The organism is Mycobacterium sp. Root135 (assembly GCF_001426545.1).
In the GTDB taxonomy this organism is placed as follows: domain Bacteria; phylum Actinomycetota; class Actinomycetes; order Mycobacteriales; family Mycobacteriaceae; genus Mycobacterium.
Genome location: NZ_LMEZ01000006.1, coordinates 384,343 through 408,913, shown reverse-complemented (window position 1 = coordinate 408,913; position 24,571 = coordinate 384,343). Strand labels below are relative to the sequence as shown.

General features: G+C 64.8%; 20 protein-coding genes and 1 tRNA gene. 13 read left to right on the top strand and 8 right to left on the bottom strand.

Going from position 1 to position 24,571, the window contains the following annotated elements; all coding sequences use genetic code 11:
• Window positions 1-84: 84 nt before the first annotated feature.
• Both ASD37_RS18620 and ASD37_RS18615 read left to right on the top strand, forming a co-directional pair.
• Window positions 85-2,142 carry an ABC transporter ATP-binding protein gene (locus tag ASD37_RS18620; RefSeq protein WP_056554450.1) on the top strand — a complete coding sequence of 686 codons (2,058 nt, stop codon included), beginning with the start codon at window positions 85-87 and terminating at the stop codon, window positions 2,140-2,142.
• Window positions 2,139-2,969, top strand: coding sequence for an energy-coupling factor transporter transmembrane protein EcfT (locus ASD37_RS18615; RefSeq protein WP_056554447.1), 831 nt, complete (start codon window positions 2,139-2,141; stop codon window positions 2,967-2,969). The genes ASD37_RS18620 and ASD37_RS18615 overlap by 4 nt, the downstream gene beginning before the upstream one ends.
• Here ASD37_RS18615 and ASD37_RS18610 read toward each other — a convergent pair.
• From ASD37_RS18610 to ASD37_RS18600, 3 genes are all read right to left on the bottom strand, one after another.
• Complete coding sequence (locus tag ASD37_RS18610; protein WP_056554444.1) at window positions 2,966-4,303, bottom strand: sugar ABC transporter substrate-binding protein; 1,338 nt, start codon at window positions 4,301-4,303, stop codon at window positions 2,966-2,968. The two genes, ASD37_RS18615 and ASD37_RS18610, sit on opposite strands and share 4 nt — an antisense overlap.
• A gap of 73 nt (window positions 4,304-4,376) precedes the next feature.
• Entirely contained in the window at window positions 4,377-5,192 is an 816-nt protein-coding gene (locus ASD37_RS18605; protein ID WP_056554441.1) for a carbohydrate ABC transporter permease, read from the bottom strand.
• Window positions 5,179-6,048, bottom strand: coding sequence for a carbohydrate ABC transporter permease (locus tag ASD37_RS18600; protein WP_056555456.1), 870 nt, complete (start codon window positions 6,046-6,048; stop codon window positions 5,179-5,181). Before ASD37_RS18600 ends, ASD37_RS18605 begins: the two co-directional genes overlap by 14 nt.
• A gap of 24 nt (window positions 6,049-6,072) precedes the next feature.
• Between ASD37_RS18600 and ASD37_RS18595 the strand changes: the two genes are divergently transcribed.
• The 5 genes from ASD37_RS18595 to ASD37_RS18575 all read left to right on the top strand — a co-directional run bounded on the left by ASD37_RS18595 (window position 6,073) and on the right by ASD37_RS18575 (window position 10,725).
• Entirely contained in the window at window positions 6,073-7,617 is a 1,545-nt protein-coding gene (locus ASD37_RS18595; RefSeq protein ID WP_370073067.1) for a TldD/PmbA family protein, read from the top strand.
• Window positions 7,614-8,984, top strand: a complete 1,371-nt coding sequence (locus ASD37_RS18590) for a TldD/PmbA family protein (protein ID WP_056554438.1) — start codon at window positions 7,614-7,616, stop codon at window positions 8,982-8,984. The genes ASD37_RS18595 and ASD37_RS18590 overlap by 4 nt, the downstream gene beginning before the upstream one ends.
• 8 nt (window positions 8,985-8,992) lie before the next feature.
• Entirely contained in the window at window positions 8,993-9,817 is an 825-nt protein-coding gene (locus ASD37_RS18585) for a carboxymuconolactone decarboxylase family protein (RefSeq protein ID WP_200959926.1), read from the top strand.
• Window positions 9,818-9,860: 43 nt separating this feature from the next.
• Window positions 9,861-10,586, top strand: a complete 726-nt coding sequence (locus tag ASD37_RS18580; protein ID WP_056554435.1) for a class I SAM-dependent methyltransferase — start codon at window positions 9,861-9,863, stop codon at window positions 10,584-10,586.
• Between the two features lie 65 nt (window positions 10,587-10,651).
• Window positions 10,652-10,725, top strand: a tRNA-Ile gene (locus ASD37_RS18575).
• 43 nt (window positions 10,726-10,768) lie between these two features.
• Here the strand turns inward: ASD37_RS18575 and xerC are convergent.
• A complete protein-coding gene (gene xerC, locus ASD37_RS18570; RefSeq protein ID WP_056554432.1) occupies window positions 10,769-11,944 on the bottom strand; it encodes a tyrosine recombinase XerC in 1,176 nt (391 codons plus the stop codon).
• Between the two features lie 74 nt (window positions 11,945-12,018).
• Window positions 12,019-12,225 carry an AlpA family transcriptional regulator gene (locus ASD37_RS18565; protein WP_056555447.1) on the bottom strand — a complete coding sequence of 69 codons (207 nt, stop codon included), beginning with the start codon at window positions 12,223-12,225 and terminating at the stop codon, window positions 12,019-12,021.
• A 395-nt stretch (window positions 12,226-12,620) separates the two neighbouring features.
• Between ASD37_RS18565 and mobF the strand changes: the two genes are divergently transcribed.
• From mobF to ASD37_RS31045, 3 genes are all read left to right on the top strand, one after another.
• Window positions 12,621-15,437 carry a MobF family relaxase gene (mobF, locus tag ASD37_RS18560; protein ID WP_056555444.1) on the top strand — a complete coding sequence of 939 codons (2,817 nt, stop codon included), beginning with the start codon at window positions 12,621-12,623 and terminating at the stop codon, window positions 15,435-15,437.
• Between the two features lie 563 nt (window positions 15,438-16,000).
• A complete protein-coding gene (locus ASD37_RS18555; RefSeq protein WP_235568461.1) occupies window positions 16,001-16,864 on the top strand; it encodes a hypothetical protein in 864 nt (287 codons plus the stop codon).
• Window positions 16,849-20,355, top strand: coding sequence for a DEAD/DEAH box helicase (locus ASD37_RS31045; RefSeq protein WP_082570241.1), 3,507 nt, complete (start codon window positions 16,849-16,851; stop codon window positions 20,353-20,355). The genes ASD37_RS18555 and ASD37_RS31045 overlap by 16 nt, the downstream gene beginning before the upstream one ends.
• A 901-nt stretch (window positions 20,356-21,256) precedes the next feature.
• On the opposite strand, the gene ASD37_RS18550 is transcribed toward ASD37_RS31045, so the two are convergent.
• Both ASD37_RS18550 and ASD37_RS18545 read right to left on the bottom strand, forming a co-directional pair.
• The gene (locus ASD37_RS18550; protein ID WP_056554427.1) at window positions 21,257-21,502 is read right to left on the bottom strand and encodes a hypothetical protein; all 246 of its coding nucleotides are present in this window, start codon (window positions 21,500-21,502) and stop codon (window positions 21,257-21,259) included.
• Window position 21,503: 1 nt separating this feature from the next.
• Window positions 21,504-21,887, bottom strand: coding sequence for a hypothetical protein (locus ASD37_RS18545; protein ID WP_056554424.1), 384 nt, complete (start codon window positions 21,885-21,887; stop codon window positions 21,504-21,506).
• A 367-nt stretch (window positions 21,888-22,254) separates the two neighbouring features.
• On the opposite strand from ASD37_RS18545, the gene ASD37_RS18540 reads away from it, so the two are divergent.
• From ASD37_RS18540 to ASD37_RS31545, 3 genes are read left to right on the top strand one after another with little or no spacing between them, the layout of a single operon-like run.
• Window positions 22,255-22,722, top strand: coding sequence for a TIR domain-containing protein (locus tag ASD37_RS18540; protein ID WP_235568460.1), 468 nt, complete (start codon window positions 22,255-22,257; stop codon window positions 22,720-22,722).
• Complete coding sequence (locus ASD37_RS18535) at window positions 22,719-23,294, top strand: TIR domain-containing protein (protein WP_056554419.1); 576 nt, start codon at window positions 22,719-22,721, stop codon at window positions 23,292-23,294. The genes ASD37_RS18540 and ASD37_RS18535 overlap by 4 nt, the downstream gene beginning before the upstream one ends.
• Entirely contained in the window at window positions 23,294-23,959 is a 666-nt protein-coding gene (locus ASD37_RS31545) for a hypothetical protein (protein WP_156720964.1), read from the top strand. Before ASD37_RS18535 ends, ASD37_RS31545 begins: the two co-directional genes overlap by 1 nt.
• Here the strand turns inward: ASD37_RS31545 and ASD37_RS18530 are convergent.
• The gene (locus ASD37_RS18530) at window positions 23,950-24,402 is read right to left on the bottom strand and encodes an HIT family protein (protein ID WP_156720963.1); all 453 of its coding nucleotides are present in this window, start codon (window positions 24,400-24,402) and stop codon (window positions 23,950-23,952) included. The genes ASD37_RS31545 and ASD37_RS18530 overlap by 10 nt on opposite strands.
• Window positions 24,403-24,571: the final 169 nt, after the last annotated feature.

The window sequence follows — 24,571 nt, the reverse complement described above, 5'->3', positions numbered from 1 at the left end:
ATCTATAGGTCCGTCGGGGGTCGGGGTGGTGCTCCTCACAGCCTGCTGAGACTGCTCTTGGGCCACAGCTGGCAGAATCGAGAAATGGCCAAGACCGGCAGCGAGACCGGCGGCGGCGCACCTCGGCGAGCTGGTTCGATGAAGCCCGACGAGATTGCGCACGCCGCCATCATGGCTGCGCTGTGCGCGGCCACCGCGATCATCGCCGTCGTCGTGCCCTTCGCCGCCGGCCTCTCGGTGCTCGGCACCGTACCCATGGGACTGCTCGCGTATCGCCACCGCTTTCGGGTGTTGGTCGCCGCGACGGTCGCCGGTGGCACCATCGCCTTCCTCATCGCCGGGTTCGGTGGCTTGATGACGGTGATCAACTGCGCCTACATCGGGGGCTTGGTCGGCATCGTCAAGCGTCGTGGCCGCGGTCTGCCGACGATCGCCGTCGCAGCGGTCATCGCGGGCGCGCTCTTCGGCGTGCTGGGCGTTGGCTTCCTGCTGGTGTTCTATCGCATCCGCGAACTGGTCTTCGCGTCGATCACGGCCAACGTCACCGGCATCGCCGCGGTGCTCGAGCGCATCTCGGGACTGGAGCCCCTGGCGCAGCAGCTGCGCGACGACTTCGGGACGGTGCTCACCTACTGGCCGCTCCTGATCATCGGGTCCAGCGTGCTCAGCATCGGTTCGGTGACCCTGATCGGATGGTGGGCGCTGTCCCGGGTGCTGGTCCGACTCTCCGGGGTCCCCGACGTCCACAAGCTCGACTCCGTCGACTCGACCGAACCCGTCGGCCCGGTGCCCGCCCGGTTCCGCGACGTCCGCTTCCGATACGACGGCGCGGCGCAGGACGCCCTCGGCCCGGTGTCGCTGACGATCGGCGAGGGCGAGCACGTGGCCGTCACCGGGCCCAACGGGTCGGGCAAGACCACGTTGATGTTGGTGCTGTCGGGCCGGCAGCCGACCGCGGGCAGCGTCGACCGGCCCGGCGCCGTCGGCCTCGGCAAGGCCGGTGGCACCGCCGTGGTGATGCAGCACCCCGAAAGTCAGGTCCTCGGCAGCCGCGTCGCCGACGACGTGGTGTTCGGGCTTCCCCCTGGTGCCAAGACCGACGTCGACCGCCTGCTGGCCGAGGTCGGGCTGGACGGGCTGGCCGAACGCGACACCGGCAACCTCTCGGGTGGCGAACTGCAGCGCCTTGCCGTCGCGGCCGCGTTGGCCAGGGAACCCGCGCTGCTGATCGCCGACGAGGTCACCAGCATGGTCGACCAGCAGGGCCGCGAAGGTCTGATCGAGGTGCTGTCGGGGTTGACGAAGAAGCACCGGATGTCGTTGGTGCACATCACGCACTACAACGACGAGGCGGCGTCGGCTGACCGGGTGATCGACCTGACCGGCAACGGCGGCAGCGCCGACAACGTCGAGATGGTCGACACCGCGCCCGCACCGGCGGCCACCAGTGCGCAGACTCGCCGCGGCGGGTCACCGCTGCTGGAGCTCAAGGGCGTCGGGCACGACTACGGACTGGGCACGCCATGGGCGTCGACGGCGCTGCGGGACGTCGACCTCGTCGTCAACGAGGGTGACGGGGTGCTGATCCACGGGCTGAACGGGTCCGGCAAGTCGACGCTGGCCTGGATCATGGCCGGGTTGCTCACGCCGACCTCGGGCAGCTGCCTGTTGGACGGCGAGCCGGTCTCCGAACAGGTTGGTGCCGTGGCCATTTCGTTCCAGGCGGCCAGGCTGCAGCTGATGCGCGGCCGCGTGGACATGGAGATCGCGTCGGCCGCGGGGCTGGACTACTACGACCACTCGCAGATCGTCGCCGCGTTGGCCATGGTCGGCCTCGATCCGGCGATCGGACTGCGGCGCATCGACCAGCTCAGCGGCGGGCAGATGCGTCGGGTGGTGCTGGCGGGTCTGTTGGCCCGCAAGCCGCGGGTGCTGATCCTCGACGAGCCGCTGGCCGGCCTGGACGCCGCCAGCCAGCGCGGCCTGCTCGGTCTGCTGTCGGCACTGCGTCGGGACGCGGGGTTGACGGTCATCGTGATCTCCCACGACTTCTCGGGACTCGAGGAGCTGTGCCCGCGGACGTTGCACCTTCGCCACGGCGGCGTGATGGCGGCGCCCACCACGGCGGGAGGCGTCGGATGACCGCCCCCAAGCGCCAGCCGCGGCCCGTCGTGCTGCTGCGACCGGTGCCAGGCCGCACCGCCATTCACGAATTGTGGGCCGGCACCAAGCTTCTCGTCGTCGCGATCATCGGCGTGCTGCTCACGCTGTATCCCGGCTGGGTGCCGATCACGTTGGTGGGCGTGTTCGTCCTTCTCACTGCCAAGATCGCCCGCATCCCACGCGGCGTGCTGCCGTCGGTGCCCCGCTGGCTGTGGTTCCTGCTGTTCCTCGGCGCGGTGACGGCGTCGTTCGCCGGAGGCGCTCCGCACCTCACCGTCGCCTCGGTGGACTTCGGCCTCGGCGGGGTGTTGAAGTTCCTGCAGATCACCGTGCTCTCGATAGTGCTGCTTGGCCTCGGCGGGCTGGTGTCGTGGACCACCAACGTCGCCGAGGTCGCACCCGCGGTGGCCAAGATCGGCAGGCCGCTGCGTCTGCTCCGGTTGCCGGTCGACGACTACGCCGTGACGCTGGCGCTTGCCCTGCGCGCCTTCCCGATGCTGATCGACGAGTTCCGCGTGCTGTTCGCCGCCCGCAAGCTCAGGCCGCGCGACCCCGCCACCACCGCGAGGGAACGCCACCGCCGGTTGAACGCGGAGATCATCGATCTGCTCGCGGCGGCGGTCACCGTGGCGTTGCGTCGCGCCGACGAGATGGGCGACGCGATCACCGCCCGCGGTGGCGCCGGTCAGATCTCCGCGTTGCCGTCACGACCGAAATGGCCTGATGCCGTTGCCTTTGCGGCCGTGCTGGTGTTGTGTGCCGTGTCGGTGTACGTGGAGGTCTTCACACCGTTGGCGACGACCTAACGGTCGGCGGCGGCGTTGGCGGCTTCTTGGGCGGCCGCCAGACTGCCCGGCACGTCGCGACGGCCGAGGAACATCTCGTCGAAGAAGGGCGTCAACGCCTGATATCCCGCGGCGAAGCCCGGTCCGCCCGGCGCCGGGATGCGCGGTCCGTCGAGCACTCTGAAGAACGGGGTGACGTCGACGCCGCGGGCGGCCCAGTGCGCGAAGTACCCGGGCTGGGCTGCGGTGACGGCCGGGATCGCGGCGCCGCCGCTGCCGAGGAACGCGTTGCCGCGGGTGCTGCCCATCCATTCGAGGACTTGGCGTACGGCGTCGGGGTGGGGTGAGGCGGCGTTGCCTGCGGCGGCGATGCCGTTGGTGACGCTGACGCGGCCCTTCGGACCCGGCGGCAGCATCGTCACGCCCCACCGGAAGGGGGCCTGGTCGGCGATCGCGGCCAGGTTGTAGGTGCCGGACTGGAACAGCGCCATCCGGCCCTGCAGGAACTGGTTGCGGGAGAAGTCGCCGTTGGCGTTGGTGTCGGACGCCGGGGGAGCGACGTGGTCCCGGTTGACCAGCCCGACCAGGTACTCGAACGCCTGGACGGCGGCGGGATTGTCGAAGGCGAAGCGGTCGCCGTCCTGGAACGCCCCGCCCGCGGAGCCGACGTAGTTCAGGTAGATGCCCTGTAGGTCGTTGGCGGCGTTGTACCCCCACTGCCGAATCCGAGCCGGGTCGAATCGTGGTGTGTCGGCCCGGTTTCCGTCGGCATCGACGGTGAGCCGGGCCAGCAGCGGTCGCAGGGTGTCCTCGGCGGGATCGGGTGACCATCGTAGGTCGTTGAGTTGGGCGGGGTCGACGCCGGCCCGGTCGAGCAGGTCGGCGTTGTAGTAGACCGCGATGCCGGCGTCGGTCAGTTGGGGCACGCCCCACAGCACGCCGTTGCGGGTGAACTGCCGAACCACCGAGGCGTCCCACGCCCGTGCCGCGTCTGGGCCGAGGGTCTTCCCGACGTCGAGCAGCCTGCCGTTGTCGGCGTAGTTCGCGAAGTAGGCGTTGGACAGCCAGAAGACGTCGTCGGCGCCGCCGCCGGCCACGTCGGTGCGCAGCGTGTCGAAGTACGACGAGTACGCCACGACGTTGAGGCGCACCTCGACGTCGGGATGCTCGCGGCTGAACGCGTCGAACGACTGCCGGTAGGCCGCGGCGACCTGCTCGTCCCACAGTCGCACCGTCACCACGGTCTTGCCGGAGCGCTCGGTGGAGCCGCCGAGGAGCACCGCGGCCCCGAGTAGGGCGGTCATGACGAGGGCCAGCGCGCCGACGAACAGCGTGGAGAACTTGGGTTTGGTCATCGCGGCCCCGCGCCGAGACTGCGCTCAGCGTGCTCGTCACTCGCACTTCGTCGCAGTGAGCGCAGAGTCGGCGTCACTTGAGGCCCGTCACCACGATGGAGCCGACGATGTGACGGCCGAACGCGACGAACAGCACGATCAGCGGGACGATCGCCACCGTCGTCGCCGCCATCACCAGCGTCCACTGGGCGTCGTACCGGGATTGCAGGCCCGCGGTGGCCACGGTCAGCACCTGCCACGTGCGCCCGCTCGTGATGACCAGCGGCCACATGAAGTTGTTCCATTGCGACACCGCCGTGATCAGCGCGAGGGTCACCAGGATCGGGCGGCTCGCGGGCAGCACGACGTGGACGATGACGTCGAGGGTGCTGGCGCCGTCCATCCTGGCGGCCCTGATGAGGTCGGCGGGAATCGTCCGAAAGTACTCCCGTAGCAGGAAGATCGCGTACGGCGAGCCGAACATGAACGGCAACACCAACGCCCAGAACGTGTTTCGCAGACCGACCTCGGCGAACATCAAATAAAGGGGGACGACGGTCACGGTGGCGGGCACCATGAGCGTCGCGACGTAGACCCAAAACAACGCGTCGCGGCCGGGGAACTTCATCCGCGCGAACGCGTAGGCGGCGAACACCGAGAACGTGAGTTGGCCGAGCAGTACGACGGCGGTCACCAAGGCCGTCACCACGACCGCCCGGCCGAAACCCGCGTCGCCCAACCCGAGGTAGTTCGCCAACGTGGGTGGCGACGGCACCGACAGCGGCGACTCGGTGTTGAATTGGCGGGCCGAGGTGAACGACGTCAGCAGGCCAAGCCCGAACGGAATCAGCGTGACGACGGCGAGGACGACCAGGCCCGCGTAGACGGCCGCGTTCCTAGACCAGGTCATAGCTGATCCTGCGGCGGAAGTAGACGTGCTGCACCAGCGTCACACCGAGCAGCAGAACGAACAGCACGACCGCCATCACCGCCGCCCGGCCGACGGCTGCCGCCCCGAACGCCTCGGCATAGATGCGGTGCGCGATCACGTCGGTGCGGCCTTGGGGTCCGCCGGTGGTCAAGGCGTACACCGTGTCGAAAACCTGGGCGGCGCTGACGATCCCGGTGACGAGCACGAAGAACAGCGTCGGCCGGAGCATCGGGAGGGTGACGTAGCGGAACCGCTGCCAGGTGGTGGCGCCGTCGGTGCGCGCGGCGTTCTGGATGTCGCGGGGGATCGCCAGGATGCCCGCGAGGAAGAACAGCGTCACGTAGCCGACGTTGGTCCACACCGTGACGGCCGAGACGACGGGCAGCGCGAGCGTGGGATCGGTCAACCATTCGACCGGACGCCCGAGCACCGTGCTGACCGCGCCGTCGGTGGGGGCGAGGATCCACTTCCACAGCACCGCGATGGCCAGCGGGGAGCAGATCCACGGCAACACGTAGAGCGTCCGAAAGAAACCACTAACCGGCAGGTTAACGGCCAGCAGGCTCGCGGCGAGCAGTCCGAGCACCGTTTGCAGCGGGACCACCAGAAGGATGAACCCGATGGTGGCGAGCATCGAGGTGCCGAACGTCTCGTCGGTCAGCACCGACCGCCAATTGCTCAGGCCCACATAGCGGATCGGGCCGAGCAGGTCCCAGCTGTGCAGGCTCAACCACAGCACGACGAACATCGGCAGCACCAGGAAGGTCACCACGCCGAAGAGGCTGGGTGCGAGCAGCGAGTAGCCCGCCACGGCGTTGCTCGTACTGCGTCGTATCGGCCGGCGACCCACGGCGTCATTATGTGCCACTACGGTGGAGGCGTGACAGCGCGCAGACGTGTCGACCCCGACTTCCTCGAGCTGCCGCGGCGCCAGCTCGCCGACGCAGCTCTTTCGGCGGCCACCGCCGCGGGGGCCAGTTACGCAGACCTGCGGATTCACCGCATCACCACCGAGATCGTGCAGCTGCGCGACGGCGAGCTGGAGACGTCGGTCATCACTCGCGAGGTCGGTCTTGCGGTCCGGGTCATCGTCGACGGGACGTGGGGTTTCGCCTCGCACGCCGAGCTCGACCCGACCGTCGCGGCAGAGACGGCCCGTCGGGCGGTTCGCGTCGCCACCACGCTGTCCCCGCTCAACGCCGAACGCATCGAGCTCGCACCGGAGCCGGTGTACTCCGACGTGACGTGGGTGTCGGACTACCTGGTCGACCCGTTCGACGTGCCTGCCGCGGACAAGATCGCCGTACTGAACGAGTACTCGGGGCGGCTGCTCGCCGCCGACGGCGTCGACCATGTGTCGGCCGGGCTGCAGGCCGTCAAGGAGCAGTCGTTCTACGCCGACACGTTCGGCTCGTCGACCACCCAGCAGCGGGTGCGACTGCAGCCGACGTTCGACGCCGTCGCGGTCGACGCCGCGGCAGGCACGTTCGAGACGTTGCGCACGCTGGCGCCGCCGACGGCGCGCGGCTGGGAGTACGTCTCGGGCGACGAGGTGTGGGACTGGTCGGGTGAGCTCGCCGAACTGCCGTCCCTGCTGGCCGAGAAGACCAAGGCGCCGTCGGTGGTCGCGGGCCCGACGGATCTCGTGATCGACCCGACCAATCTGTGGCTCACCATTCACGAGTCGATCGGCCACGCCACCGAGTACGACAGGGCCATCGGCTACGAAGCCGCCTATGCGGGAACGTCGTTCGCGACGCCGGACAAGCTGGGCGTGATGAAGTACGGCTCCCCGGTGATGAACGTGACCGCCGACCGCACCGTCGACTTCGGTTTGGCTACAACCAGATTCGACGACGAAGGGGTGCGTGCCCAGAAGTGGGACCTGGTGCGCGACGGCATCTTCGTCGGCTACCAACTCGACAGGGTGTTCGCGCCACGCCTCGGCGAAGCCAGGTCCAACGGATGCTCGTATGCCGATTCGCCGCACCACGTGCCGATCCAGCGGATGGCCAACGTGTCGTTGCAACCGGCGCAGGACGACACGACCACCGAGGACCTGATCGCCAAGGTCGAGGACGGCGTCTACGTCGTCGGGGACAAGTCGTGGTCGATCGACATGCAGCGCTACAACTTTCAGTTCACCGGCCAACGGTTCTTCCGGATTCGCGACGGCCGCCTCGACGGGCAACTCCGCGACGTGGCGTACCAGGCCGTCACGACGGACTTCTGGGGCGCGATGGAGGCGGTCGGCGGACCGTCGACGTGGCGGCTCGGTGGCGCGTTCAACTGCGGCAAGGCCCAACCCGGTCAGGTCGCCGCCGTCAGCCACGGGTGCCCGTCGGCACTGTTCCGGGGCATCAACGTGCTGAACACGCGAGAAGAATCAGGACGGCAGGAATGATCAGCGCACCCGACGTCGCCGGACTCGTGCTCGTCGAAGCCGCCCGCCGTGGCGGAGCCGACGAGACCATCGTGGTGGTCACCGACCGGGCGACGGCGTCGCTGCGGTGGGCGGGCAACTCGATGACCACCAACGGTGAAACGCGCGGTCGCGACACCACGGTGATTTCGATCGTGCGCAAGGGCAACAGCTCCCACGTCGGCTCGGTGAAGTCCAGTGAGGTCGACCTGTCGGCGATCGCCGGTCTGGTCGCGGCGTCGCAAGAGGCGGCGCGTTCGGCCCCGGAGGCCCGCGACGGTGCGCCGATCCTTGGCGGCGAGGAGGTGCCCTACGATTGGGACGCGCCCGTGCCCGAGACCGCCACCGACGTATTCGCCGGAGTGGCAAAGAGTTTGGCGAAGGGGTTCCGCGGCGCCGACCAGTTGTACGGGTTCGCGCGGCACGAACTGGACACGACGTTCGTCGCGACGTCGACGGGTCTGCGGCGACGCTTCACCCAACCGACCGGTTCGGTGGAGGTCAACGCCAAGCGCGGCGGTGCCAGCGCATGGGTGGGGGTGGGGACACCCGACTTCGTCGACGTGCCAACGGATTCGATGCTCGAGGAGCTGTCGACCCGGCTGGGCTGGGCCGAGCGCACCGTCGAGCTGCCCGCCGGTCGATACGAGACGTTGATGCCGCCGTCGACGGTGGCCGACATGATGATCTACCTCGGCTGGACCATGGACGGTCGCGGCGCGCAGGAGGGTCGCACCGCGCTGTCGGCGCCGGGCGGAACCCGGGTGGGGGAGAAGCTCGGCGATCTGGGGCTGACGCTGTACTCCGATCCGACGGCGGCGGGTCTGGAGTGTGCGCCGTTCGTGGCGGCGACGAGTTCCTCGGAGCGAATGTCGGTGTTCGACAACGGATTGGACGTCGAGCGCGTCGACTGGATCCGCGACGGGACGATCAACGCGCTGGCCTATCCGCGGGCGGCGGCGGCCGAGTTCGACGTACCGGTGGCGATCCCGGCGGACAACATGCTGATGACCGGCGGGTGGGCGAGCCTGTCGGACATGATCCGCCGGACCGAGCGGGGACTCCTGCTGACCACGCTGTGGTACATCCGCGAGGTCGACCCCACCGTGCTGCTGTTGACGGGCCTGACCCGGGACGGCGTGTACTTGGTCGAGGACGGCCAGGTCACCGGTGCGGTCAACAACTTTCGCTTCAACGAAAGCCCGCTGGACCTGTTGCGCCGCGCCACCGAGGCGGGCGTCAGCGAAGTCACCCTGCCGCGCGAGTGGGGCGACTGGGCGACGCGGGCGAAGATGCCGTCGCTACGGATTCCGGACTTCCACATGTCCTCGGTCAGCCAGGCGCAATAATCAGCGGCATGGACGACGACCAGTTGTACGGGTTGCTGACCCGGTTGATGGCGCTCTCGCCCGAGGGCGACGCGGGCCGCAACGCCCTGGTGCGAACGGTATGCGCCGCCGCGATGTCGTTGCCGCCGCTGCCGGCACAGGGTGAGGCCGACGGCGACTCACGGCTGGCCGAGTTCGCCGAGCAGTTCGCCGTCGACGTGTCCGGTATCAGCGCCGAGCAGCGCGCCGCGTTCATGTCGGCGTTGGGCGACAAGGCGTTTCGGATGGTCGGGCTGATCTTCGTCGCCGACTTCGTGCCGCGGGTCAGGGCGGGTCTGACGGCGTTGGGCTTCGCGCCGGTCGTGGAACCCGTCGTGTGGGACCGCGACACCGATCCGCTCGACGTGCTGCTCAACCAGTTCGTCCCCACGGTGGGCGCACTGCGGGGCCTGGATCCCGTCACCACCGAGGTGGTGCGGCTGCGTGGGGCCATTGCGCACAACTGCCGGCTGTGCAAGTCGCTGCGCGAGGGCGCCGCACTCGACGCGGGCGGGACCGAGTCGATGTACACCGACATCGAGCAGTACGAAGGGTCCAGCCTGCTGAGCGAGCGGCACAAGGCTGCGCTGCGCTACGTGGACGCGTTGATCTGGACACCGTCCGCGATCGACGCCGACGTGGTGGCCGGGGTGCGCGAGCACTTCTCCGACGCCGAGGCCATGGAGTTGACGCTCGACGTGATGCGCAATGCGGCCAACAAGATCGCGGTGTCGCTCGGCGCGGACGCGGCGCGGGTCGAGGAAGGCACCGAGCGGTACCTCCTTGGCGTGGACGGGCAACCGGTCTACGGCTGACGGTTCGGTTTCGCATGCTTCGTGATGGGACATACTGGCCGTCATGAGCATGAACTCCTCCGGCCTGCCCAGGGCAGTCGTGCCGAGTACCTTCGACGTCGAGGCGCCGTCCTACGACCGCTTGGTCGGTGCGAACCCCGGCTATCACGAGCACTTGCGAATGTCTGCGCGCCGCATGCGAATCCCCAACGGCGGCAAGGGACTTCGTCTCCTTGACGCCGGATGCGGAACCGGTGCGTCGACGAGGGCGCTGCTCGACGCCGCTCCGGAGGCCGAGATCGTCGCGGTCGACGCGTCGGCGGGAATGCTCGCTCAAGCCGCCGCGAAGTCGTGGCCGGACACTGTCAGGTTCGTCCACACCCCCATCGAGGATCTCGCCGTGGCGGGTGTCGAGGGGCCGTTCGACGGGATCCTCGCGGCCTACCTGCTGCGCAACCTGGCCGATCCCGATGCTCAACTCCGTCGTTTTTGCGCTCTGCTGCAACCGGGGGCGACGCTGGCTCTGCACGAGTACTCCGTGGCCGACTCGAAGCTGGCGACCGCCGTCTGGAACGCCGTGTGCGCCGGCATCATCATTCCGATGGGCTGGTACCAGACCAGGGACGCCACCCTGTACCGCCACCTGCGACGCAGCGTGGCAACCTTCGACGGGGCTGCGGCACTGCGGGACCGGCTGCGAGCCGCCGGTTTCGCTTCGGCGGTCAGCGAGACGGTGCCGGGATGGCAGCGCGACATCGTCCACACCTTCCTGGCCGACGCGCCACGCTGAACCCCGCTCCCGGATCCTGGGTGCGGGGCGGGCGTGCAATCATGGGTGCCGCGCGCGAGCGCGATGGGGCGATAGCTCAGTTGGTTAGAGCCGCGGACTCATAATCCGTTGGTCCTGGGTTCAAGTCCCAGTCGCCCTACGTCAGAGGCTGTTTTTCAAGATCTAAAATCTCGAGTCGACGTTTATTCGTCGTTTATGGCCCGGTCGAGCAGGGCGGCCACCTCGATATGGCTTCGACCTCGGGCCATGTACCTGTCCTGTGTCATGGACACGTTCGTGTGCCCGAGGTGGTCGGCGCCGATCCTTGCGGACAGGCCGCCGCCGTCGATGAGGGTGGCGACGGTCTTGCGGAAGCTGTGCGTGGTGACGCCGGCGCCCCCGACCCCGTCCCGCACCTGACGCCATTGCTTGTTGAAGTTGTTGGGGTCGCGCCAGGTGCCCGCCGTCGAGGGGAAGATCATCTGTTGCTCACCGAGGAACGGCCGTCCCTGTCGCGCCGTGAGGGCATCGACGGCAAAACGAGGTAGCGGCAGCGTCCGCTTCCCGGCTGCGCTCTTCGTCTCGTCGACGCGGGTGAGCCCGTAGCCGGTCGCCCGCACCAGCTTGCCGGTCACGGTCAGCGTGCCGGCGCCAGCGTCGAAGTCGACCCACCGCAGACCGAGTAACTCGGACTCTCGCAAGCCGGTGGCGGCCAGCACGGTGATCGGGTCGACCAGGTCGATCTCTCGGCATCGTTCCGACGCCGACACGTCGGCCAGCAGTCGGCGCAAGTGCTCGGCGGTCAACGCCGTGGCCCCCTTGGGCTGAGTCTTGGACCGCAGTGGCTGCACGTCTCTCACGGGGTTAGCCGGGAGCGCGTTGGCCATCACCGCGAGTTGGAGGCCGCCGCGAAGGATGGTCTTCGCTTGCTTGGCCATCGTCGCGTTGTGAGCCTCTCTCATCGAGCGAAGGGCCGCGTCCAGCCGAGAGGTATTCGCTTCACGCACCCGCACGCCCCCGAGGAACTTTCTCAGCTTGTTGGCCGCGAATTTGTACGTGGCGAGGGTGGCGACGGATCTACCGTCCTCCGCCAGTCGTGCGAGGTGCTGATCAACAAGGGCCATCACCAACGCGTCCGGGCCGATCGCGTCCGGCCCTGCCTCCGATGGCGGGCGGCGTTCGCCTAGCGCTTCGATCAAGGCGTCCTCGGCCAGCTTGCCGCGCTTGTCGTGCGAGTCGGCGGGCCCGACGCGCTGAACGCGACGCGTCACCCCGTCGGTGTCGCGGAAGCGGCAGAAGGCCAGCCACACTCCGCCGCCGAGATACTCTCGTCGAATCTTGCCGTGCTCGCCGATTCTCAGCGAGGGTCTGCCGGCCACGGCACTATCCCTGGGGCTGCCCGGCAGGCGTGGTGCCTGTGCTGGCTGGTGGATCGATCATCTCGCCATGGTAGTCACGCTGGGTGACGTTTTTCCTCGGCGAATTGTTGTCGTTCCCAGTCCATTACATCGCTCAGCAGGTAGCGCACGTGTCGGCCGAACTTCGCGTAGCGAGGGCCGGTTCCCTTGGAGGCCCACTCGGCCGGCGTCTTCACCGGGAGTCCGTATCGGTCGGCCAGCTCCTGGCGGGTTAGCCACCTGTCATCAAAGTTCTCGTCCATGGCGGTCACTTCCTTGTCGGTCCGCCCCAGTTCGGATCACCCAACTGTAAGTCTGCGGAGCGACACTCGCCGCGCTATTTTGGTCGACCGATTTCACCGCGGCCTCGGCGACAGGTCGGCTCGCAATCCCCATGAATTCAATTCCCACGCCTTCCCGTCCCGTCTCAACCTCCTTTCGTCTCAGTCCCAAAAGTCACCGACCCATTCTCAGCGTCTCCAAAACCATTGCCTCATAAAGTCTTACAGATATTTACTCGGACCATTACCCCAGAAACTGCAGTGGCACATTTGCACAAGGTGCGATACTGGTCGTGGTTGCGTGTGGGGCGTGGCCGCAAGTGACGGCGGGGCAGTCGTTCTGACTTTGGGGTTTCATACCCGGGTTGGTGGCTGCGGTGTTGACGATCTCGAAGTTGAAGCGATGGTCGATCACCTACTACCTCGACACCGCCCAATCAGCTCAGCGCGCCACCACGGACTTTCAACGTGCCGGGGGCGGGCTGGGGGAGTACTACTCCGAACACGACACCCGCACCCCAGTGTGGTTGTGCGCCGGTGACACCCGCACAACGGCCGGGCTGGTCGGGCTTTCGGACAACCAGCGCGCCGGGGGAGAGGCCGACGCCGGAGTCGTGGCGCGCTGGCTCGACGACGGCGTCGCTCCGGGTGGAGGGTCCGGACGCGGATTCGGTGAGCGGGGTGTCCACGGTTTCGATTTGACGTTCGCCGCGCCCAAAAGTGTGTCGGTGATCCGGGCGGTGAAGGTTGATGACGTCGTCGCGAAGGGCATCGCCGACGCCCACACCACCGCTCTGGCTGAGGCGATGGAGTACTTGGCCGCGCACGCCGGCTACACAAGAGTGCACAATCCGCTCACCGAACTGAAGGACCTCGTCCGTCTTCCCGGTCTGGTCGCGGTGGCCTATCAACACGAGACGTCGCGCTGCGGGGACCCGCACCTGCACACCCACGTTATCGTCCCCAACCGCCAGGCCCGCGCCGACGGCGTCCTGGTCTCGATCGACGGGACATCGCTGTATCACGAAGCCAAAGCGGCCGGGGTGATCTATCAAGCCACCCTGCGCCGAGAACTGCACAAGTCGTTGGGGTTCGAGTGGGAACCGGTCGATCCGCACACCGGGATGGCCGAACTCGCCGGGATCGACCGCACCTCGATCACCGCATGGTCGCGGCGCTCGAGTCAGTTGCGGGACTGGGCGGCTCACCACCTCACCGTGGTCGACGGGCCGTTGAGTGCGGCGCAGCTCGCGGCTGCGCAGAAGGCCACCCGGCCAACCAAACCTGAAGAGCTTGCCTGGCCGGAATTGCTTCGGCAGTGGCGGGCTGACGAGCGGGGGGTGCGCCTGGACCACGCCTCCTTCGAGCAGGCACGCGCGACGCGCCGTGCGGCCGCGCGCATTCCGTTCGACCGCGGGCGGCTCGCCGATGCGGCTGAGAGGATCGACAAGGCCGCGTTCACCCGGGCGGACCTGGTCGAGATCATCGGCGCGCAACTCCCCGTCGACGGAGAACGGTCACCGCGGGAGGCGGTGGAAGCCGCGGTCGACGAGCTCGGCATGCGCCTCACCGCACCACGGCAGAAACATCAACGCGAAGGCCACGAGCGCTTCACCCTGAGCCGGATCCTGGCCGAAGAGGTCGCCGTGCTCGACCTCGCCGACGCCCGGGATGACCGCGCGCAGCTGTGGGTTAGGGAAGAGGACACCCGCGGCCTGTCGGCGGATCAGAAGACGGCAGTGGAGAACACCGGTCGGTCGCCGTGGTTGGTGCAACCGCTGTCGGCGCCGGCAGGCGCGGGCAAGACCACCTCGCTGCGTGCGCTGCGCGCCGCCGCCCATCGTCGCCACCACGCCCGCGTCCTGGTGCTCGCGCCCACCGGGCGTGCGGTCGACGTCGCCGTCCGCGAAGGTGCGGGCGACTTCGGGCTCACAATCGCGAAGGCAATCCAGGATCTCCGGAACGGCACTCTGACGTTGAACCGCGGGACACTGGTGGTGGTCGACGAGGCCGGGATGGTCGGCACCGACGACCTCCGCCAACTCCTCACCGCCACCACCACCGCAGGGGTCAAGACCGTCCTGGTCGGCGATCCACACCAGCTCGCCCCGGTCAAGGCCCGCGGAGGCATGTTCGCCCAGCTCTGCGCGGATCTGCCGTGGACGCAACATCTCTCGGAGGTCTGGCGGATGCGCAATCCCGAGGAACGCACCGCATCCCTCGCGCTACGCAATGGGGAGCCGGCGGCGGTCCGTGCGGCCGTCGACTGGTACCGCGACCACGACCGGCTGCGATGCGGCGATCAGATCGCCATGGCGACCGATGCCTTGGGCGGGTACCGGAAGGGTGTCGCGGTCGGCAAGGACGCGCTGCTGTTGTGCGACACCACCGAGATGGCTGACGCCCTCAACCGCCGCATTCACGACGACGTCATCGCCACCGACGCACCGACCGTCGCTGGCGCGCGTGGGCAGCGTATCGCCGCTGGCGATCTGATCCTGTCCCGCCGGAACGACCCCTCCGTCGACGTCCGGCGGGCCGACTACCGCAAGGCTGCGCCGGATCCGGTGCGCAACGGTGACCGCTGGCGCGTTGCCTCCATTGACCCGAGCACGAATCGGATTGCGGCCGAACGACTGTCCGACCGTGCCGGCGCCGTGTTCGACGCCGAGTACGTCCGCATGCACCTCACCCACGGCTACGCCACCACGGTGCACTCCGCGCAAGGGGTAACCGCGGATACCGCCCACGCCGTCCTGGGGTTGAACACGACCCGATCCATGCTGTACGTCGCCATGACCCGCGCCCGTGACGCCAACACCGCCTACCTCTGCGAACGCACCACCGAATCCGAATACAGTACGGCGGATTCCGCTGATTCGCCCGTCCTGCACCGCGGGACCAGCGAGCAAGCCGGCCTTATGGCCCGCGCGATCATCACCACCCACGACGACGTCCCTGTCACCGCCCACCGCGCCGCCGAAAACACTCCGCGGCAGCAGCTTCCCGACCAGGTGGTCCGCTTGCTTGACCGGCGCGACCGCACGATCCAGGAACGACACGCCGCCGATACCGCTCTGCGCGCCACGGCAGAAGAGATGGCGGCTGCCATCGCCGACGCTCGCACCCAGGAACACGCCCGCACCGCCGTACGTGGCCGGAACCGAAACCGTGACAACGGGATCGAACTATAGCCGCAGCCGGGGGCATGCGCCGGGAGCATCTTCCCGGCCAGCCCACACGACACCACCAGCGCCGCGGTGGCCACCCAGTCACCGGTGCGCCGCAGCTTCACAAACTGATCACCGTCGAGAGTTCGGCATTACGTCCAACCCATGATCGAGAGCACACTCCTGTGCAATACCTGCCTCCAAGGTGATCACCCCGAAAGATCTGGGTATCCGCAATTTCGCCATCGACTGACGCTAACGCCAACGAACACGCGTCCCCGCATGATCCACTGCCCGCACGCGCAACGCCGACCACGTTTCACAAAACCTTCGGTTGACCAGCTCGGCATCACGCTTGGCGGGCTGCGGTCATGAAGCGCTCGAGGTCGCGTCGAGCTACATGAGACATCACCACCAATGACCTGACCGTCGTGTTCGGGTCCGATCCCACCACGGGCCCCGCGCCGCACCCCCAATAGTCAGGGCACCCACTCGGAGGCGCGCGACCTGTGGTCGCCATTTTCTTCTCGGCAGGTGCGTACTATCCGCGGAGGTCGCAACGTTTGAGAATGGGGAGGACGGCTCGCGTGTCGACAGATGTGCCAACTGCAGTCACACCCTTGCTCAACCTCATTGATAGCGACGGTGAGTCGTCAGTCGACTACGCGGTCGGCGGTACGGAATTAACGGACGAGAATCGGGAGACCATCGCACAGCTCCTCGCCGAAGACGCGATGCGTATCCGATGTGGAAGCTCACCCCTCTTCGAGACCTGGCGATCGCGCCGTGACGGCGGACAACCGGCGACAGGGTCGCGGAAGTCTGCGCTCGAGGCATATGTCGGGATCGGTTTCAAACTGCCCGGAAATCCACCCGACGAAGACCACTTGCAAGGGCACGTGGCGGAGTTAATCTGGAACCGGTTGATGGATGAGCGGCTTGTTTGCCGCGATGGCCGCCACCTTGTGCGCGCTCACTCTGTAAAGCCTGATCCACTCGAGCCTGGCGGGGACGGCTTGGTCATCTACAGCAGAGAGTCCGGGACCTTTACGAACGAACTCGTTTTCCGGCTCTGGGAGATAAAGAAGCATGACGCTATCGGCAAAGTATCGGTGACCATCCGACGTGCGAGCAACCAGTTGAAAACCCGCGGTCATGAGTACCTCGCGAAGCTCGCCGGCCCCGAGACAATAGCTGAGGGCGGAGTGATCGGCGACTTCTACGCCAACGTAGTCGAATTGTGGTTCGACCGAAGTGATCGCTCTGGGGTCGGTGTATCGGTGGGGACATCGTCGGAGAAGGCGCCCGGTGGCCCACGGTCTTTTGGATCTCTCGAGAAGCAGTTCCCTGAGTACTCGGGAGCTGGGCAGCGCGAGGGCCTCGTAATTGCTATACCGGATTATCCGGCTTTTGCAGAAAGGGTGAAGGAAATCGTGTGGAGCGGGCTCTAGACCTGGAACTACTGACCGGCGCGCTCGGTGGCCGTACAAATCTTCCTAGTGCGGAAGAGTTGCAGCAGCTAATGGGCGAATTAGAAGTTCAGCTTCTATTGCGGAGATCGGCAGTGTCGCAGCCCCTTTTGGACTCGGCCTGGTATCTGCACGGTGTAGCGTCTGTGAACGAAGCGCGGGGCCGATATACCTTAGCAAGGCAGCGTCAGGCTTTTCTTGTGAGCGCCCATATTTTCGACCTCGCTTTAAACGACCAGAACCTAGATCTCAAAGACCGGCTGTCATACGGATTTGCCGCCGCCATTGGGTATCGGCGCGGTGGCCGCGATCCAAACGCTACGGCAATAATGAATAGACTCAGAAACGATATACGTGTAGATATTCCGGTACTTGACCATATCGACACACTCGCGATCGAGGCTGGTCTCGCGTTCTTGGGATTCGAAACTCGGACGCTATTTGGCTGGCTTCGTATTTGGCGCAGGCAACTAGCTGAAATTGCGAGCGGCTCGGAGCTGCCGGATTTGACGACTACTGTGTTCGGTACTGCTCATATGGTGATACTGGGAGTAGACGACCTGCTAACCTACTTCGCGCGAGGCCGCGCAATTAGGTTGGAAAGCGGTAATTCGCGACTGCTGACAGCGGCCAGCGGACAAGCTGGACCCGGCGACATCAATGCGCGTTGGGTGGCGGCTCATCTGCTTAACCTCTCTGGTGAGGCGGAAGCGGGATCACTATGGAACCCGCTAATCTTGCCCCCCACAGTTTCTGACCTCGTCAGACAGGCCTTTACGGTCGGCAGCCCTCCGGTATTGACCCTGTGGGAGCCGCAACGGGAACTGCTTTCAAGCGCACCATCACCTCTAGATCCTGAGGTTCGACGGATGGTTCTAGCCGTCCCCACTAGTGGCGGGAAGACGCTGCTGGCGCAAATATTGGCGGTCGCTCATCTGTCGAGTCAAGATTCTAGCGTTTGCTATGTCACGCCCACACGGAGCCTCGGCAGGGAAGTGCGTCGGGCCATGAATAGTCGAGTGCGAATTCTCCAAAAAGAAACTGGCTCGGAACAAGCTGACTATCCGACCATCTGGGATTTTTTCGAGATCGATACCGACCCGCCTGACGTAGAAGTCATGACACCTGAGCGTCTCGGACACATGCTTCGGCACAACCCAGGAGAGGTCGTAGATCGATTTGGAATGTTCATCATTGACGAGGCCCAGCTACTCAAAGAAGGTCGACGAGGCTTCCTACTGGAATCGGTTATATCGCTACTTCAAATTTTGACCTCCGACACCGAGCATAAAATTATTTTAATATCCGCCGCGATGGGTAATGTTGGCGGAATCGCGCAATGGCTATCTCCCGGTGGCACGCCGCTGAAACATGAATCAGACTGGCGTGGGCCAAGGCGTTTGCATGCCGCCTTTACCACTAGGGCCGATTGGCGGAGTACAGACACAGAACCGGTGAAGGCAAGGAAGTGGAAGTATCGTCACACAACGCAAGTTAGCGGAGAGATTCGTCTGCGATTAGCCGATGGTCAGAAAGCTTCGCTGGTAACTGGAGACGATATCCACTGGAAAATTGTCCGCAAGTCCACCGACGGCAACTCGCGGAAGAAGAACCTGCCGACCGACAGTATGTTGTCGACTAAGCAGTATGAAATAGCAAGCGACATGATTACCGCTCTCGGCCACGCCGGTTCCGTTCTGGTGGTCACGTCAACCCGGCCTCAAGCGCAATTGGTCGCACGAGGCATAGCTGACAGGGCGGTCGGCGATTTCCCAGCTCTGACGCCTCTCATAGACTTCGTGCGAGAACAAATCGGTGACGAGCATCCCCTAGTCGCTGCCTTGAGGCGTGGCGTGGGTTTCCATCACGCGCGTCTGCCCATTGAAGTTCTGGAGGCGTTAGAGGAAGCCGCCCGGAACGACGTACTTCCGTACCTGACGTGCACTTCTACGCTCACGGAGGGCGTCAATCTCCCGGTGCGCACCGTCGTCGTGTATGATCAACCGTTTCCTGGGCAACCTGAGGACACCCGGCTCCGCGGTGCACGGCTAGTTAACGCGATGGGGCGAGCAGGTCGCGCCGGTAGGGAGACCGAGGGATGGATCGTGCTTGTTCGAGGAGCCGAGCCAAAAGAGGAAGACTTTGAACTTCTGAACCCCGATGCCGAAGCGTTGGCGATTACGTCCGCACTGCTGTCAGACAGCGCGCTTGATGCCTTCGCCGATCTTGAAGCCCGGATTCGAGATAATGAGGACGCTGTCTTTACAGCGAATGAAATCGCATCAGATTTCGTCGGGTTCGTTTGGAATTACCTCGCGGTCGGCGAGTCCATAAATATCGACCCGGACGATCTGAACCTCGACCGGCTAGTCGATTCAACGCTCGCTGCCTCTCAGTCGGATATTTCGAGGGCCGCATGCTTGCGAGTGGCTGAGGCAGTGCGCGTTTCCTATGCTCGCAGCGATCCGGAGGCGCGTCGTCGTTGGCCGCGGACAGGAACCAGTGTTGGTTCCTCTCGAACGATCGACGGTTTGGCATCGCGCTTGGCGGATAACATTGCTCGCCGAGAAGCCGAAGGCACTTTGCCTGACATGAGCGACCCGTACGTAGCGGTAAGAATTCCACGTGTGTTAAGCGCGCTTCTCGATCTACCAGAGGCTCCGCGTTGGCGGTTTCTCTTGAGCGCCAAAGGCCAGGAGTTAGGGATCCCGCCCGTCGACCTCCTCACCGACTGGTTGTCGGGCATGTCGCTATCAACAATGGCCGAACGGCATTTGGCCGCCGCCAATCCTGCTGCATGGCGGGTCGAACAAATGGTAGGAGCAGTGACAGAACAGTTTGAGCATTATTTGTCTTGGACGGTCGGTGCCCTTGTGGAGTACGTCAACGCACGTTTGGAGGAAAAGGAAGTCGTTGCCCGCTTTTGCCCGGAGCTAGGTAGGTACATCCGGTACGGGGTGGACTCTGTATCGGCACTGATACTCATGAGTTCGGGAATCAGATCCCGCAGGTTGGCCCATGCTGTCTCTACACACCTACCCGCCGACATCCCGGCGACGCGGGAGAACATACGGTCTTGGCTAGCCGAGACTGGCATCCCCGGCTGGCGCGAGAGCTACGCGGTCTCAGCATCGGAGGCTTTAGATCTTCTCGAGTTTACGCGGGTCCGGAGCCGAAGTCTGCTCAAGTCGCTGCTTGAAACCGGTTCTACAACAGTGGATTTAGTAGACGTTGCCCTGGACCTGCCAGACTCTCACGAACCACTGACCCTTGAGCGTGCTCGCGACCAACCCAATCCCGCCCCGCTCTGCGTTTACGCGACCCACGACGTCGTCGCTCACATCGCGTCGCAGGACCATGCAGACGTTCAATCAATAATCGACACTGGGTTGGAACTGACACTGCAACTTCTGACTTCCACTACGCCAATAATCCTCGGAGTATCTCTCTCGGCAACGGACGCAGAACTTTAGACATTCCCCCTAATGTGTCAACTGCTCAACGCAGGTCCGATTCGATGGACGGGCATGGGTTGATTCGGGGAGGGTCGGTCGACCATTGCGGTCGAACAAGCGATTGCGGGCTTGTTACTGCGCCATCTCCTGTTCGCCACTGCCGACCCGCGACGGTGGACATTTGCGGCCCAACGTCGTGCGCGGCGCCTCGAAATGTTGTTGACGTGACTCCGTCGGTTGCGTACTGCCGGGTTCCACGTGTTGTCAGCAAAGAGAGGTCCGGCCTCAAGTACTAGGGCGCTGACGGGGTCGCGAGTTGCGCGGCCGGAGGTGGCAGCATTTTGCGCAATCGCCGCGCAGAGTGAGGAGCGCGAAGGCCCCTGGGTAGTGAGCCGTTGGTTGTCTGTCGACTCGGCATGCCTCGGGCGACATGAGTCGGTGCCGGGTCGCAGCTTAGAGCGTCGCGGTGCCGACTCCGGGTGGTACGGCGCCCTCGTTCTTTGAGGGCATTCAATTTCGGCAAGTAGGCGGAGGACAGTTCGGTGACCGTTCCGGGGTTGCCGGAGTACATTCTCGCCATGCTGACCGCCAGCGGGATCGACCCAGGGCGATCCACGACAGCGCGTACACGTGAGTGGTCGTCAGAGTGGTCCAAACCGGCATGGGTGGCGAAGCAGGTCACGGACTCGGCGGGACTGAACACTGGGATTTGGATTTTCGGGACCGCTGGTACAACGTCACCTAGGGAGACGTGACCTAGTCCGACAGCGACTTGCCGTAGACCGCGCGCCTTCTCCAATCGTGTAGCTAACTGCGATACGGCATTGTTCGACGGTAAGCTGCGGGCCCCATCGATTAGGCGAGGTCAGCACATCGCATCTTGAACTCGACGGCCGGATTATCAGCCTAGATTCTTTAGCTATGTGGAGAGCCCTTCAAGCCTCGTCTTAACCTCCGCTATCTCGCGCTCGGCGGAGTCGAGTGTCGCCATCAACTCAGAGATGTCTACCGACTCTGGGTCGGTATCCCGGCCGACGACGTCCGCTTGTGCCGGGTTCGCACGCGACTTCGCGCGTCGAAGCTTGAAGGCATCCCACGCGACTGCAGCAATTGAGGCAGCGCCAGCGCCGGCCGCCAAGTTGAGAAGTACAGGGATTAGATCCATCTCACAAGCTCTCCCTTGGATGGCTCACCGCAACGGCATAACCAGTCAGTATGAGGCTGACGGCGAAGAACACCATCGATCCTAGCGTGACATAGCGCTGCACATCTGGAGTCAAAGTCTTACCGCTTGCCTGCGTTGCTGCGATCGCCCCGTAAGCGGCAGCCATCAGTCCAGCGAACACAAACGAGAAGGGGGTGATGTGATCCTTGTGGCTCTCGCGGACGCCTGGCTCCATTCCTCCCAGTTCTTTCAACCCGCCACCGAGCAGGGCGATGCTGGTTAGGAGCAGTTGGCCGGAACCGGTGATGCGATCAAGCCACGAAATGCTGACTTGAAAAAGTGGGCTCAGCGCTAGTGCGATCAGGTAGGGGCACGACGAAATCAAGACAGTCCATCGCACCCACCGCCAAACACGAGCGACCACTGACCACGCCCCCTTTGTCCCTAAGTCGGATTTCCCTTGAGGAGAGCCCTCGCGCGGAGGTTTCAAGATAGCGCCAGGTGACCAGTCTGGGCACTCTCCGGCGGCGCGGTGCCGCCGTCGAGACAGAGCGAAGACACCGCGGCGTCAACGCGCACCCCCCTCGCTACTGATCGCGGAGGCGCTGCGTAGAGGCCCATCTAGTCCGGCGGCGAGGGCACTAGCCAATAAATGGCAACCTCGCGACGACACGCTCCAAGCAATGTCGGAGCCGCCGGATATGGTCGATGCGGCAATGATTTTGCTGCACCTTTAGAGCCGGGGGTCAATGATGGCAAAGACAGTCTTTTACAGTTTCCACTACGAGCGTGACGTCCATCGTGTGCAGCTCGTCCGCAACATCGACGCTCTTGAAGGCCAACCGCTGTTGAACTCGCAAGACTGGGAAAGTATCCGCAGTCGCGGCGACCAAGCCATTAAGAACTGGATTGACGACCAGATGCGCTACAAGCGAGCAGTGGTCGTGCTGATCGGGCAGCAGACTGCGAGTCGGCCTTGGGTCAACTATGAGATCCAGAAGGCATGGAACGATGGTAAACCGCTGCTAGGTATCCAGATTCACGGCTTGTCTTCGATGGGCAGCGTCGATCGCGCTGGGCCCGATCCCTTCGAGGCCGCTGGCCTACGCTCCGCCGGCATACCGGTGTTTGATCCAACCCGCACAGATTCGCAGGCCACCTACGCGGCGCTACGCCTAAACCTCGCCGCGTGGTCCGACCGGGGCGCGAAACGACCGTGAGCCTGTACAACGAGGAAGATTTCCGGCGCAGAGTCAGTTTGACCGCGAGTGCGGCTGAGTTCTCCCTACGAACCGGGGCGAAGGCCGCCGCGGGAACATTCGACATCTTTCTCAGCCACAGCGTCCGGGATGCGCGTGTAATCCTCGGTCTCCGTGACTGGCTGACGTCCAAGAACCTGAGCGTGTACGTCGACTGGATCGACGACCCGGAGTTGGATCGCGCGGCGGTGTCTCACGCCACAGCAGCACGTTTGAGGGAGCAGATGCGGAACTCGACCAGCATGATTTACGCAACATCCCGCAATGCCAAGACGTCGCGCTGGATGCCCTGGGAGCTCGGCTATTTTGACGGCTTCAAGGCGAGTGAAAGAGTTTCGGTCATGCGCCTGGACAGCACCAGCAGCGCGAAGTTCGCAGGCGAGGAGTACCTCGGCCTTTACAAACAAATCGAACAGCTTCGAGTGACAGACGGCAGATCGCTTCCCTACGCAGTGCTGCCCTCGCGTAAGAAGGCGGAGCCCTTGTCGTCCTTTGGCGCTGCGGCTGGCCGCTATGTGGACATGGGTACTTGATGCCTGCAGCAGACCACGGCTCGGCAGGTGAGGTCGACCGTAGCGACCATCACAAGCACATGGATTACGTCCAAGCGGTAATCACAAGGCTGGCAAACAATTCATTCCTCTTGAAGGGCTGGGCGCTGACGTTGTCCTCAGCTCTCTTGGGTTTTGCGATTACGCAGAAGCACGCAGGACTTGCGCTCGTGGCCCTTGTGCCGGTGTTAGCTTTCTGGGTGCTCGACACCTACTACCTTCGCCAGGAGCGGGCGTTCCGAGGAATGTACGCGGACATCGCAGCAAAAGAACTGCGGGACTTCACAATCAACCCAACGCCGTATGCCGAGCAGCAACCGTGGTGGGGCGTTGGATTTTCCTTGAGTCTCAGAATTTTTTACCTCGCCATCGTCGTCCTGACAGTCGTCGTGACCATCGTCCTGGCCGTCGCTGATTCATCGCCGCCACAACCGAGTACGTCGAATTTGCACGGGAACGAGGACGCCCCCGAAGAGCAAACACCCTCCAGCAGTGCCGTTCAATCAAGCCAATCGTCGACATCGATCCCCACATCACCACCGACGTCAATTGCCCCGTTGCCTACTCGAACGTCACAGGGGTCGATCGAGACGACAAAGGCACCGGAGCCGAGTTCCCAGGAACCAGCACCGTCAACTCAGCCGTGATGGTCGACGGTTGAGCGTATGTCCTCAGCGACTGAATCAAGTTGCTCGAAGTGCCATTTGGCATCTTCCGGCCAGAGGTCGGGCATCCTATCGCCGGCCTGCCGAGGGACCACATGGATATGTAGATGGAACACGGACTGGCCCGCGGCCGCGCCGTTGGACTGAATGATGTTCATGCCCTCGGCATTTACTGCTACGGCAACGGCTGCCGCGACGCGACGGGTCACGTCTGCCAATGCGTGCGCCTCGCGCTGGCTAACCGCCCAGATATTCGGCAGATGCGCCTTAGGAACCACAAGCGTGTGGCCGAGCACGGCAGGCACATCCGGCAAGAAGGCCAAGACGTCGCTAGTTCGCAACACCTCGCGAGCAGGGGCGCGACCGGCGACGATAGCGCAGAAAGGGCATTCGTGCGGCGGGCTATCCGCATCCACGACGATCACGCAAGGATCTGCCGACGTGCATCTGGCGGTGGTTCATTAGGCAACTCTACTGAACGACGCACATTGCACGCAGGGCGTAAACCCACCCACTCTGGTCACTGCGCTCTCGAGAATGCCCCCAGTTCAGTTGTCTGGTTGAGGTGGGCGGTTCAAGCGGCGTGAGCGACTT